At 34.7% G+C, this 13,621-nt stretch carries 10 protein-coding genes and 1 pseudogene; 2 read left to right on the forward strand and 9 right to left on the reverse strand.

Translation table 11 applies throughout. From position 1 onward, the window contains the following. Positions 1–66: 66 nt before the first annotated feature. Entirely contained in the window at positions 67–297 is a 231-nt protein-coding gene (locus C1N55_RS17640; RefSeq protein WP_137730018.1) for a small acid-soluble spore protein Tlp, read from the reverse strand. A 150-nt stretch (positions 298–447) separates the two neighbouring features. Further along, positions 448–2,415, reverse strand: a complete 1,968-nt coding sequence (locus C1N55_RS17645; protein WP_137730019.1) for a lipoteichoic acid synthase — start codon at positions 2,413–2,415, stop codon at positions 448–450. A gap of 1,089 nt (positions 2,416–3,504) precedes the next feature. Between C1N55_RS17645 and C1N55_RS17650 the strand changes: the two genes are divergently transcribed. Beyond that, a complete protein-coding gene (locus C1N55_RS17650) occupies positions 3,505–4,440 on the forward strand; it encodes a 3D domain-containing protein (RefSeq protein ID WP_137730020.1) in 936 nt (311 codons plus the stop codon). Between the two features lie 91 nt (positions 4,441–4,531). Here C1N55_RS17650 and helD read toward each other — a convergent pair whose 3' ends face one another. From helD to C1N55_RS17680, 6 genes and pseudogenes are all read right to left on the reverse strand, one after another. Continuing rightward, complete coding sequence (gene helD / locus C1N55_RS17655) at positions 4,532–6,877, reverse strand: RNA polymerase recycling motor HelD (protein ID WP_137730021.1); 2,346 nt, start codon at positions 6,875–6,877, stop codon at positions 4,532–4,534. 686 nt (positions 6,878–7,563) lie between these two features. Next, entirely contained in the window at positions 7,564–8,619 is a 1,056-nt protein-coding gene (locus C1N55_RS17660; protein WP_137730022.1) for a C40 family peptidase, read from the reverse strand. A gap of 213 nt (positions 8,620–8,832) precedes the next feature. Then, a pseudogene (locus C1N55_RS21065) lies at positions 8,833–9,111 on the reverse strand (GtrA family protein); the annotation flags it as partial. 42 nt (positions 9,112–9,153) lie between these two features. Continuing rightward, complete coding sequence (locus C1N55_RS17670) at positions 9,154–10,863, reverse strand: bifunctional diguanylate cyclase/phosphodiesterase (protein ID WP_137730024.1); 1,710 nt, start codon at positions 10,861–10,863, stop codon at positions 9,154–9,156. 230 nt (positions 10,864–11,093) lie between these two features. After that, positions 11,094–11,492: a DUF1761 domain-containing protein gene (locus C1N55_RS17675; RefSeq protein ID WP_137730025.1), complete on the reverse strand. Its 399-nt coding sequence runs from the start codon at positions 11,490–11,492 to the stop codon at positions 11,094–11,096. Positions 11,493–11,505: 13 nt separating this feature from the next. Beyond that, positions 11,506–12,447 carry an AraC family transcriptional regulator gene (locus C1N55_RS17680; protein WP_137730026.1) on the reverse strand — a complete coding sequence of 314 codons (942 nt, stop codon included), beginning with the start codon at positions 12,445–12,447 and terminating at the stop codon, positions 11,506–11,508. A 255-nt stretch (positions 12,448–12,702) separates the two neighbouring features. On the opposite strand from C1N55_RS17680, the gene C1N55_RS20640 reads away from it, so the two are divergent. Then, on the forward strand, positions 12,703–12,846 hold the full coding sequence (locus C1N55_RS20640; protein ID WP_168193895.1) for a hypothetical protein: 144 nt from the start codon (positions 12,703–12,705) through the stop codon (positions 12,844–12,846). Between the two features lie 89 nt (positions 12,847–12,935). On the opposite strand, the gene C1N55_RS17685 is transcribed toward C1N55_RS20640, so the two are convergent. Beyond that, the gene (locus C1N55_RS17685; RefSeq protein WP_137730027.1) at positions 12,936–13,502 is read right to left on the reverse strand and encodes a DUF4256 domain-containing protein; all 567 of its coding nucleotides are present in this window, start codon (positions 13,500–13,502) and stop codon (positions 12,936–12,938) included. Between the last annotated feature and the right edge of the window lie 119 nt (positions 13,503–13,621).

Genomic DNA, 13,621 nt, shown 5'->3' on the forward strand with positions numbered 1-13,621 from the left:
TCAATTTAATGGCCATGTATGATGTAATAATCACAAAAAAAGACACTCTATACAGAGTGCCGTTTTTTAAATTTCTCTATTCTTGCGAGCATCCATTTCATCTTGCATTTCTTCTTTCATTGCTGCAATCGAATGTATTCGACGCTCATTCTTATTTTGAAGCATTTTACGATCTTCCGGGCTTGCAAATTCCATACTAATCTCAGCTTCTTTTAGTTTACTTTCTGTATTTTCAATCATGTCATGTAAACGTTCCACATTATTTTGTCTATTATCCGGTTTTGGTTGTTTCGGCATATGGACCCTCCAGCTTCCTTTTAACTGTAGTTTGGATTACTTTCACTTTTCTATACACAATACACTAGTGCGCTAATAACAGAGTTAAACAAAAAGGGGCAAGATCTCACAAAAGTACTTGTGAGATCTTGCCCCTTTATTTCAATAACACTATTCGGTTACATTCATTGTTTCTTTTGGTTTAGTCAGATCTTTATTGTAATCGTATTGAGACGGATCCACTTTAGTAAAGTCTGCTGGTGTATAGAATCTCAATAAGTCTCCGTTCACTACATTATCGGATAATTGTAATTTATAATCCACTTCTTTCTTGTACTCATCCGTCATTTCTAATTGACTTTCATCAAGTGGCAAGCCAGTTGTCGCATCATAATATTTATCGTTGATTGAGTAGATAGTAGGACTAACATAATCACCGTTTCTAAACAATACTACTTCATTATGCTCTGCAGATAATAAATCCGTACCGAATTGAACATAATTATGAGTATCGACACCAAGTAAATGTAATAACGTTGGAAGAAGGTCAATTTGCCCACCGAAAGTATGGTTAACTCCACCTTCCATTCCTGGAACATGAATGATTAATGGTACACGTTGTAAATTAGTACTTTCATAAGGTGTAATTTCTTTCCCCATAATTTTTGACATGGCTTTATTATGATTTTCTGAAATACCATAATGGTCTCCATAAAGAACGAACACACTGTTTTCATATAAACCTGATTCCTTCAAATCAGCAAAGAACTGTTCAATCGCTTCATCAGCATAACGAGCTGTTTGGAAATAATCATCCACACTCGCATCCCCTGTATCCGCCTTACCAATCGTTGTCAAATCTTGATTGATTTTATAAGGATAATGATGCCCCACCGTAATGAACTTTGTATAGAACGGTTGTGGTAGATTTTCCAATAGTGGTATAGATTGTTCAAAGAATGGCTTGTCCAACAAACCATATTCAGCCATATCTATTTCCGCGCTCGTGTCATAATACTTTGCATCAAAGAAATGTTCATAGCCAAAAGCTTTATAAATCTTGTTGCGATTCCAGAATGTACCGCTATTACCATGGAATACGGCAGATGTATAGCCATTATCACTTAAAATAGCCGGTGCTGCTTGGTACGTATTTTCGCCTTTTGTAATAAAGGCAGACCCTTGTGGTAAACCGAATATAGAGTTTTCTAGCATAAATTCCGCATCCGATGTTTTACCCTGAGCTGTTTGATGGAAGAAATTATCAAAGTAAAGTGAACTTGAATCTTTAGTTAATGAATTGATAAATGGTGTAACTTCTTCACCATCCAACTTATAGTCAATTAAAAAGTTCTGGAATGATTCTAAATGAATATAGATAACATTCTTCCCTTTTGCTGCACCAAAATAATCTTGATTTGGTTCTGCATAGTTCGATTTTGCATAGTTAATAACTTCTGTCATATCGTCATTGTCAGCTAAAACCCTTTGCGAAGATGCTTTTACAGTTTCTGTCGCATCATAAAGAGTATAGTTATACATTCCTAAATACTTCACTATATAGCTTCTATCAAAACCACGTGTTAGTAACTGTGGGCGATCGACATTAGCTAGTTCTAAGTTAACTGCTGAAAATCCGATTATAAAAGCAATCAACGCTAGACCTTTTTTATAACCCATTCGAGTAGTGTCTTTTTGTATTCTTTTAGTTGAGCATAAGTAGATTAGCACCAGTACATCCACAAAGAATAATAGATCGTATGGTTGTAATAATGAAACTACACTGCCGCCTAAATCTCCAAAGTTTTGAGTTTGGAAAATTGTTGGTAATGTAATAAAGTCACTGAAGAATCGATAATAAACCGCATTTGCATATAAAAGAATGGACATAAGTGTGTAAATGACCGCTAATGATGCATATCGTCCTCTTCCTCTAAATAAAAAAGCAAATCCTAGAAATAACATAGCCGATCCTAATGGATTGATAAATAAAAGGAATTGTTGAAGAGGCCCTTCTACCCCTAAGTCAAACTGCGTAACTTGAGTAATATATGTTTTAAGCCATAGCATGATGACAGCTAATGAATATAGACCAAAGAATTTATTTAAAAAATTATTTTTAGTATTTAAACCTTCCATTTTTTCACCTTCCTATTATACTAATAGATTAAAATATGATAACTACATATACTTAATTATTATCTCGAGAGAAAAACAATTAAGTTATACACCAGAAGATTATTTTGGTAAAATATAAGACTATTCATTTTTATCTAGAACAATTTCTAGAACTTATATACATTACATCTTGCAGCATAGTTCTGTCAAGTCGCTATCCAAGCTATTTTACTATTTTTCTAAGAAACTACCTTAAAACCTAAATAGCTAAATCATCCTATAGAGTAGTCAAATAAAGCTTCTTCGCTTTGATTTCAGCTTGTCATTTTATCTGGAGATAAATTATTTTAATATAATTCTATCAAATTCACATTGTTATTCAGAGCTTTACAATTCACTATCAATCATCAATTGCAAGTATAGGCTAGATTCGGAGACTCTAAACATATTTAAGCAAATATCACTTTAGTTATTTCCATCATTATAATTAAAATCATTTACATTATTAACATAACGTTTACACACCGTTAAAGTTTCAAGGAAGTTAGCATTTTTTTCGCAGTAGAAAAAAGGATTGAAATCGGGACGCACCGAATTCAATCCTTTTAAACTAAGAAGGGCTATAAGTATATGAAAGTTAATTTATGTTTCTTTTTTTCTTATAGAGTAAATATCCTACCCAAAATACAATAACAAAGAAAGACTTCAATAAGAGGATAATATAATGGTACTTAACCGGAAGAATGACTAACAAAACGATTGCAACAAGCATCATAGGAAATACTGTATAAAACCACATTCTTACAACAGGATTTTTAAAATTCATTTCAAATCTTCCCATTTTACTCACCTCTCAACTACCATCTTTTAACAATTATCTCAAATCATTTATAAATTTTCTACAATTTCATTTTGTTTCTTCTTATTAATTACCAACTCAATTCGCTTATTCTTTATTAAACGTCCTTATCTTCAATTAATATGAGAAATATTTTTGCAATATAAATGCCATTTGTGTAAACGAATTAACACGTCCTTGTTCTTTTTCTCGAAAAATTCTATGTTACGATAAATCTCGAATCAGCAACATAGAGTTTGGAGGATGAAAGAATGTTCAAAAAAATCATTTCGATAGTACCAGTCGCTGCACTCTTAACAGTAGGTGCTACTGCACAAGCAGCAACCATAACCGTCCAAAAAGGAGATACTCTCTGGGATTTAGCACGTGCAAATAATACATCTGTAGAAGCAATTCAAACAGTGAATCATCTTAACACCGACCTAATCTACCCTGGTGATTTACTAACGATTACTCAGGAGAAACAATATATAGTTAAACTTGGAGATACATTATGGGATATTGCCATAGATCATAATGTAACGGTTTCGCAAATTAAAGATTGGAACAATTTACAGACTGATCTCATTCACCCTGGATTAAATCTACTAATCTATCAAGGTGCAAAAGCAGCATCTGAAGGTGGAAAATCATCTGCTACAAATGTACAAGATTCAAAAGAAAGCGTACCTGAAGTTTCTGTTCCATCAACAGGCAATACAGCATCTAAGGAAGAAAGTATTCATGCTGATGCACAAAAATCAAATAACACACAAGAAGTAGAGACACCTAAAGTAACTGCCCCAGCACAAAGCACTCCTCAATCCAAGGAAGAAGCAGTTGCACAATCATCAAATAAAGAAGCTGCAAAAGAAAACGCACCTGTAGCAGAAGCTCCAACAAAGAGCGATTCAACTTCAAAGGAAATTATAGTTGAAGCTACGGCCTATACTGCTTCATGTGAGGGATGCTCGGGTATTACCTCTACTGGAATCAACCTTTTAGAAAACCCGGATGCCAAGGTCATTTCAGTCGATCCAACCGTTATTCCATTAGGAAGTAAAGTCTATGTAGAAGGCTATGGTGAAGCAATTGCAGGTGACACTGGTGGAGGCATTAAAGGTAATAAAATTGATGTCTTCATCGCTTCAAAAGAGGATGCAATTAATTTTGGGGTAAAACAATTAAAAGTAAAGATACTAGATTAGTATTTTTTAATCGAAGCTAACTTTAAGCTTTCTATCTAAATTTGCAAAAGCAAAAAGGAACCAGATAACAGTTCCCTTTTGCTTTTTTTATTTAACTGCGGCATGCTTGGATAAAATCTTCTTGTAAAGCCTTATCCAAAAAAGGACTTGCTTTCCCTACGCTGTATAGATTCAAAGAATGCATAGCTCTAGTGCACGTTGTATAGAAAACTCTTCGCAAGCTTTCATCACCGTATACTTCCTCTGAGGCGTCATAGATAATGACAGCGTCGAATTCAATACCTTTTGACAGGTACGAGGGAATGACAACAACTCCTTGTTCATATTCAAAGGATCCACTTTTCAAAAGCTTTAAATTACCAATATCAGACAACCCTTCATATGCACGTTCACTTTCCTCAGCCGATTTACATATAATAGCGATACTCTTATATTCTTGATTTCGCAATTCAACTACCTTGGATGCAATGCATCGGTGCAATTCAGAATAATTATCTAATTGTGACAGTACAGGTTTCTCACCGTCGCGTTCAAAAGGGATAATCCTTTCGCCGTTTGGTACTAGTCTACGGGTAAATTCAATGATTGGCTTTGTGGATCGGTAACTGCGCGTCATGTTAATTACCTCCGTTTCAGCCTCTCCATAAATGCTTGCTAGTGTTTGGAAATCTATCATCTGTCTTGCATGGGCGAATATTGCCTGATTAAAATCACCAAGCACAGTTACTCTGGCAGCAGGAAACAGACGTTTTAGAAATTCAAATTGAAACGGGGAATAATCCTGCGCCTCGTCAACAAGGATATGTTTTATAGAACGGTTCGTCTGAAATCCTTGAATCAATTCTTTTAAAAGTAAAAATGGCGTAGCATCTTCATAAGACAATCTTCTTTCATCCAGTAATTCTAATGTATCTTGACAAATCTCATCCCACTCTTCCGGCAGGTTACTTTCAATAAACTGTTTAATTTGAAGTGGATCAGCAAAAAGGTTTTTGTAAATGCCTTTTATATCTATAAAATTTAGCGTCTGAATTGTATTTCGTAACGGCTTATATCTACGACGAACAATCAATTTGGCAAGTGCTTCCGGCTCAATTTCATAATCAGCAATCGACTCTCTTTTAAAACCTCGTTTTTTAGCTAAGTAGACTTGCGCCTTATGGTATTCTTCATTGCTAAGAAGTTCAATCTCTTCCTGTACCCAAGGTTTATTCCATTCAGCCTTTTCAGCTTCCTTTACTTGTTTAAGTAACCAATCCTTCAACTTTTCAAGTCTGTTATGAAAATGTAGAGAAGAATCACTATTATAAAACCTATCTGAAATTTTTCTTGCGGTTACAATTGGCTTACCTTTGAAAATAATATCCTTGAACAACATACCAGTTAATTCTAATGATTTCCTATATGATTCGATGATTTCATAAAAACTGACAGATGCTTTAAATTTTATACTCTCTACCCTAGCTTTGTAAGAAAGGGAATTGGCCGCAGTTAAAATATATTCGAGTTGCTCGAATGGAGTTTCAACTTTATATTCTTTAGCCAGCCGATGATTCAAATAGTCCTGAAATGTGACCTGTTGCATATTCTCTTCACCCAGCTCTGGCAGCACATTCGATACATAGCTGTTAAATAAGGAGTTTGGAGAAAATAGAATGATTTGATCTGCTTTTAGGCTTTCTCTATATTTGTACAGCAAATACGCAATTCTCTGGAGTGCAGCCGATGTCTTACCACTACCAGCTGCTCCATGAACAATAAGCAGCCTTCCGCTATCATGACGAATGATTCGGTTTTGCTCTTGTTGAATCGTAGCTACAATATTGTGCATATGTTTGTCAGAACCTTTACCCAGAACCTGCTGTAATATCTCGTCTCCAATGGTAAGACTCGTATCAAACATGGATTGGAGAATTCCATTTCGGATAATATATTGCAATTTTTTCTCCAAAGTACCATGAATGATTCCTCCCGGAGTTTTATATCGAACTGCTCCAGGCTGGTAATCATAGTAGACACTCGAAATCGGCGCTCTCCAGTCGTATATAAGGAAATTATCGCCATTTTCGTCTGTAAGTGAGGAAATTCCAATATAGACTTGTTCCTCCGTTGTAATACCTTCTTCTAAGAGATCAATTCGACCAAAATAAGGAACCTCCTGCATGCGTTTCAGCGTTGATAACCTCTTAGTAGCATGCCTTTGCGTACTTTCATTGACAGACAGATTTTGTGCCTCTTGTCTCAATCCAATGATGGTCTCAAGATAATCGTCGAAGGTATCCGTATTCACCTTAACTTCATCCCAAAAATGTCTCCGAATATTAACTAATTCATCTCTACGACGAGAAGTTTCTCCCTCCAACTCACGGATTTGATTTGCAATTGTTTGCATAACACCATCAACTCGTTGTTGCTCCTGTTGAATTTCTAAACTCATAGCAAACACTCCTTTAAAAACAATTTTTGGGTTGACTAATCAAGAAATATGATATACAATTATTATAGGGAATTTTAAACCTATTTAATTAAAATTGCATATATCCTATTAATTCTATCATGCGTTTTCATTTATTTCAATTTAATTATTTTTCGTTTTTGTTGAACGTAACAAACCAAATTCGTTCACTGCCCACCATTAACCTTTCCCCTCCAGACCTTATAATCTACATATAAATTAAAAAATCAAAATAAAAAGCGTAAATCCCCTATGGATAAACGCATTAGATAATGAATATGTAATTTAGATTTCTTTCTTTACTAATTGCTTAATTTGCTCTTGGGTTTCTTTCAGGTCTCTCCTTAATGACTTAACCTGCACCTATGAATCAATGCCATGTCTGACACCATATTTAATAGTGAGATATAAAATCCCTACAACTACAAAACCTAGCAGAAAAATCTCCATTACCAAATCACTCCCAACCTTAGCTCACAAATAATATTACCATATAAAGTAAAATAATGACGGTCTATTTGTTCTTTGGCGTTCAAGATTAACCTTGACCCTAAATATACTCTGTTTCATCAATCCATTAGAAACCCTCCTTTTAAATTCGAAAAGTTTTTATTTACCTAAAAAAGAGCGTCTCCACTTTTTTGGAAACACTCATTTTAATCTTAAGACTATTGAATAACACGTTTTGAAAACAGATAGTTTTTTGACCAATAAGGATTTTGCAAAACATTGGCTGTGATCATAACACCTTTTGATGTAGAAGCATGTATCATATTGCCATCCCCCATATAAATACCTACATGGGCAACCCTTCCATCTGTATATGCATCATTCATTGTGAAGAACATTAAATCTCCTGCTTTTAGATTGGAAGCCGAAACTGCCACACCTTTACTTGCTTGATCTCTGGATACTCTCGGAAGCTGAATCCCAAAATTCCCGAATACATATTGAGTATAAGATGAACAGTCAAATACTTTTGGCGCATCTGCTAATGTCGCTCCATATTTATATTTTGCTCCGATGTAATTCTTGGCATCATCAAGGATTTTTTTTACTTGCTGTGCTATAGAGTCACTGCTATTATTTTTAACTGGCTCCCGTTCTTTTACTGGTTCCATTTCCCCTTTAGATCCATCTGGATTAGGTATATTTAAGACTTGTCCATCTTGAATAATATTCGAAGCAAGACTGTTTGCTTTTTTTAATTCGCCAACGCTGATATGGTGAATACGGGCAATATTATACAATGTATCACCTGTGTGCACGATATATTTTGTAGCAGGAGTCTGGATCTGAATCGAACCGTTTTCTTTCTTGAAAGTTATATACGAGTTAAATATCGCACCACTAGTATGGAGTGAAACGTAAGCTGTTTCATTAATCCATCTTGGAGGCTCGATATTTATATATTCATTCCCTTTTTTTGCTCTACTTCCACCCATTGTTATTCGTATCACAGTAGAACCATCTGTTATCTCATAGGTCTTTGTTTTTTCTTCAAACTGAATACTATTATAATTCAAGATTTTGGCAAGCTCTATAAATGGAAGATAGTATACGCCATTTTCAATAATCGGAGTAATACCACTGACAACTTTTCCATTAATGAAAACACCAGCATTGGGAACAGATTCCACTTTTGCATTGGTACTTATCGTTCCAGTTATACAAATGCCAAAGACGACCATGAATACAATTGTCATTCGTAAAATTTTCTTCATTGCTTCTCTCCTTATCAGTTATTTTTCAGACTTATAGGTTATCATGGCTTTTCATCTTTTTTTTATGCTTCCCTTTTCATATTCAAATGTTTGGTATAATTCAGCTAAAACAAAAAGAACTCCTCAAAAAGGAGCTCTCTGATTGTTAGGATTTATTCTTTCGTAAACAATACCAGTTGTCAATCATTAATATCCCATTCTTTGGATTCACATTTACTTCACAAAAATATACTTTCTTTGGAACCAGTAACTAAAAAAGAAAATCGTAGTTTCTGCTAAAATTTTGGCAAAGAACAATGAAACCCCTGCTATACTATAATAAAAATCAATTACAACGAAGTTTGCCATCATGACAAAGATCGCTAGAATTATATATTTTGGCAATGAATTTTTAATCGAGGCGTCTTTATACTTCGAAAACACATAATATCTATTTACAGAGTAGTTAAATAATGCACTGCAAACTCTTGCCCCTACTACTGCAAGTGCAAGCTGTAGAAAGCTATCTTTAAATTGTAGAAAGAGAAATCTTTTCTATGTTAAAAGTTTGATTTCCATGTCATTCTCACTGAGAGGCTTACTAAAATAAAACCCTTGAATGGAGTCACAATTACTTCCTTTCAAGAACATTATTTGTTCTTCTGTTTCTGCACCTTCAACCAAAACGTTTAATTGAAGTGATTTTCCAAGCTGTATAATAGATAGCAATAACGAATTATCTCTATTTGAATTAGGGGTTTCTACTACAAATGCACGATCAATTTTCAAGGTATCTATAGGCAGATCCTTTAAATAATTGATGGATGAATACCCTGTCCCAAAATCATCAATTGCAATTAATACGCCCATTTTTTTAAGTTCATTTAGTTTTTCAATAATACGATCAGGCTGTATTAATATCGATTCTGTAATTTCTAATTCTAGAAAACACGCCGGAAGCCCTGTTTCTTGCAATATCTTCTTTACCGTTGGAATAAACTGAGCATGCATAAATTGCAGTGCAGATACGTTCACAGACACTGGTACATGACGCCGCCCCTTATCCTGCCAATCCTTATTTCTCCTACATGCCTCTAATAGGACCCATTCTCCTAGTTGATGAATAAATCCGGTTTCTTCTGCTATCGGGATAAATTCTCCTGGACTGATGAGGCCCTGCTCCGGATCCTTCCATCGAATAAGAGCCTCCATACCGATAACTTCAGATGTTTTTACACAAACCTTAGGTTGATAAAAAACAACAAACTCACTATTATCCAGAGCATTGACCATTCTTTTTTCAATCGTCATACGCGTTTCAAGTTTTTTTGCAAGCTCATTATTAAAATAACTATAACGAATTAAGGAGTCATTTTTTGCTTCTCGCAATGCCAGTGAAGCATTAGAAAGTAAATGTTCTACATCCTTGCCATCCTCCGGGTACTTACTAATACCGATACTATAGTCGATCGTAATTTTTTCTCCTAATAACATATAGGGCTTTGCTAAAATTCGCTCGATTGACAAAAGTGTATTAGTCAATTCAATTGAATCATTTAGTTCGTGCAGAATTATATAGTCATCCGCAAAACTTCTCGTAATAGGCGCTTTCGGAAAGATCTCGCTCAGACGATTTGCCGCCTCTATTAAAACGATATTACTAACATGCTCCCCGTAGCTATTATTGATATTTCTAAAACGGTCCAAGTTCACTCTATAGATAGCCAGCTGTTCAGAGCCTCTATCGATGTATTTTTGTAAAACTTCTTTAAAATTTTCCAGCTTCATTAATCCTGTAAGTTGATCAAAATTTGCTAGCTGTCTAATTCGTTGCTTTGCCCTTTTCTCATCTTCTATTTGTTTCGTGACATCAAACTGTAAGCCGATAAAATAAAGCGGCTTATTGTCGTTGTCTAAAATAGGGCTAATGATGAATTGGTTCCAGAAAGGGCTTCCATCTTTTCGATAATTTTTCAGTGTTGAAGTTTCAGTTTTTAATTCTCGAATAGCATTTCTTATTTTGCCAACCTGTTCCCTATCTGTTTCTTCACCTTGGAGGAAACGGCAATTTTTCATATAAACTTCTTCTTGAAGGTAGCCAGTAATCTCTTCAAACCCCTTATTCACATATACTAAAGGCAGGCCTTCTTTTCTTGCGTCAACAATTGACAGCCCTACTCCCATTGAATCAATAGTATTAAGAAAGTCTGATATCCCAATTGAAGTTTCTAAACTTGTTATAAAATTTTCCTGATTCAATGCCATCAACCTTTCCATCTTGCTTGATTCGAATAAAGTTTTGATTTCAAGCTAAATATTACATTAAAATGGCAAATTCACAAACAAATCCTACTTTTCAATTGCCTTTAAAGATTTTTTTGATATTTATTCACTTTTTTCATAAACTTTTCGATTACTGCAACATTTCGTTAATAATATTTAAAAAACCAAAAAAAAGAGAACAAATCATAATTTGTCCTCTTCTAATTAAATTTCTACAAAAATATTCCGTGGATTATCCCTAGTAAAGTAAATATGATTAGATGGTCTCCAATTGCAATCAGAAAAGACTTATTAGACATTAATCCAAATAATCGATTTTTTAAATAAACAAGTGATATTAATAACCCTATTATAAAACCAATGCCTGCTCCTACTATTAGTGTGTCTGCTCCAACAGATTGAATAAGTATACCTATTAAGAATGAATTAATAAATGCAAGAACGACGGAATAGACATATTTAACCGGCCCCTTACTTTGATTATCGAGCATCTCTTTATTTTTGTTTTTATTCGATAAAACGACTGAATAATAAATTCCTCCATATAACATATAGACAATCCCGCCCAAGATAACGGGTAAGTATTGAATGTTCTCCAAATTGATTAGCACCTATGATTCCTCCCTATTTTGGTTCAATTGCTAGACAAATTTTCTTAATTTTGCATTCAATTGATAGCGACCCTTCAATTGGTTCTAGTTCGACCAATTCGATTGGATTTCCTAAATATCTGTAGCCACTTTTGGGTAGCCAATAACTGTAAAGCTCAGAATAGCATTCTATCAATTTGCTTCTCTCAGCATACATCACTGGTTCATCAAACTCATAGACGACATGTTTTCCACCTTTAAATTCATAGATAAGTTCTTCTCCCGCACCTGCGAAATCCTCTTCATTTATTGCAATGCGACAATCGTAACGACTTTTATCAGGCGGTGTGATATATGGGTTATTTCTAGGAACTCCAAATATAAACGAATTTTGTTTCAGTAACTCTCTAGACTTTGACCAATGATAAATGTCCTCCCAAGTTTCAGGAATACCTTGAGTATAAGGACCAATATTCTGCCTATTTACAGTTGCGCATACTGGAAAATCAATGGTTTTCACTTTGGTCAAATCCAACCATCTAAAGTCATTATAAGTGTTAACTTGTTTTCCATCTTTCTTATTATTGCTAAAAACTTTAGATTTCTTGCTATCCTGATACTCTCTTGGAAATCGTTCCAAGTAGGCTCTTTCACGCCATTTCTTAGGACTTGTCTTAAAATATTCATTAAATGAATAGGTAAAGTAAGACAATGACGAAAATCCACACATCATTGCAATTTGTGTAATCGGAATTTGCTGCTCGTAGATTAGATAGTGGGCAGAATTCTCCAGACGCAGCCTTTTAATGTAGCCGGAAGGTGTTTCACCTGTCATCGCTTTGAATGTACGCTGAAAATGATAAACCGAATAGGTTGAGACTTTGGCTAGCTTCTCAAGAGGAAGGGATTCGTTTAAATGTTCATCTATATATTCAAGCACTCGATCAATTTGTTTTTGCTGTTCATTTCCAAGCATTTTTTAACCCCTTTTATTTAATAAGTAATTTCTTTCATAAGTTACATGAGGGACATTTAGGCAGTAATAAAGGACTATTTGTATTTTGATTTTACATTGTTCCTAACAAAAAGAACACTCCTTGAGAGATTATCCTTGAGCATTAAAAAATCAAACCTGATTCAGCACTTCCCTCTTATAAAAATTACTTTCTTGAACAGAATAAAATTGATGGCAATCTCATCAATATTTAAACAGGAGCGGAGGTCAAATAAGGTGGCAAAAAAAAGTAAAACTAGTTTCAAAAAAGAAAACAAAGAAACAAAAGACACTAATATGCGTGAGGAATATTCAAAAGAATTAAATCAAGTAATTCATAATAATGCTCCACAAAAAGTGACTAAACATAGAGCAAGATAAAGAAAAGCCTTAGTTCATTCTCTAGAACTAAGGCTTTTGCATCCCACCGGATATCGTCATTAAACCTGGCTTGAATTTCGCATCATAATTTAGATCCTTAACGAGCCACGGAAACCTCTAGCAGCATAATAAGACTCTGCTCCATTGTGGTACACAAAGACCGTGTCATAGCGAAAATCACAAAAAATTGCCCCACCGAGTTTTCGAATATTTGCAGGTGTTTTCACCCAGCTTGAGGTTTTATTATCGAAATTCCCAAGTGTTTGCAGCTCACGGTACTGTTCTTCTGTTAAAATCTCAATCCCCATCTCTGCAGCCATATCAATAGCGGTATTCTCTGGTTTGTGTTGCTTCCTTGACTCTAGCGCTTCCCGGTCGTAACAAAGACTTCTTCGTCCTTTTGGACTTTCTTTTGAACAATCATAAAAAATGAATTCTCCCGACTCTTTATGGTGAGCTATAACATCAGGTTCTCCACCCGTTATTTCCATCTGACTGAGCGACCACAGTTTTTCAGTATGCGTTTCTAGCTTTGCATGGACACCAGACCATTCTATGTCTTTATGGCGGTTCATGTTTTTCTCAAAACGGGTTTTCAATATTTCAAGTATTTCTTCCTGTTGTTCAGGTGTCAATTCTTTATTTTGTTTTGGCAAATCATTTCCCCCTATTTTATATTAATTCTTAGTGGTTTACGGACTAAAGTAAATAATAATAACTAAGACGCGCGAGCGTATGTACCCGTTCTAACTTAGTATTTTTCTCTTTAATTCTT

Origin of the sequence: Lysinibacillus sp. SGAir0095, assembly GCF_005491425.1 — a bacterium.
GTDB lineage: Bacteria > Bacillota > Bacilli > Bacillales_A > Planococcaceae > Ureibacillus.

Bases quoted from the DNA above. Each gene is read 5' to 3' on its own strand.
- C1N55_RS17670 (WP_137730024.1), bottom strand. From the start codon at position 10,863: ATGGCATTGAATCAGGAAAATTTTATAACAAGTTTAGAAACTTCAATT.
- C1N55_RS17640 (WP_137730018.1), bottom strand. From the start codon at position 297: ATGCCGAAACAACCAAAACCGGATAATAGACAAAATAATGTGGAACGT.
- C1N55_RS17660 (WP_137730022.1), bottom strand. From the start codon at position 8,619: ATGAAGAAAATTTTACGAATGACAATTGTATTCATGGTCGTCTTTGGC.
- C1N55_RS17680 (WP_137730026.1), bottom strand. From the start codon at position 12,447: ATGCTTGGAAATGAACAGCAAAAACAAATTGATCGAGTGCTTGAATAT.
- C1N55_RS17650 (WP_137730020.1), top strand. From the start codon at position 3,505: ATGTTCAAAAAAATCATTTCGATAGTACCAGTCGCTGCACTCTTAACA.
- C1N55_RS17645 (WP_137730019.1), bottom strand. From the start codon at position 2,415: ATGGAAGGTTTAAATACTAAAAATAATTTTTTAAATAAATTCTTTGGT.
- helD (WP_137730021.1), bottom strand. From the start codon at position 6,877: ATGAGTTTAGAAATTCAACAGGAGCAACAACGAGTTGATGGTGTTATG.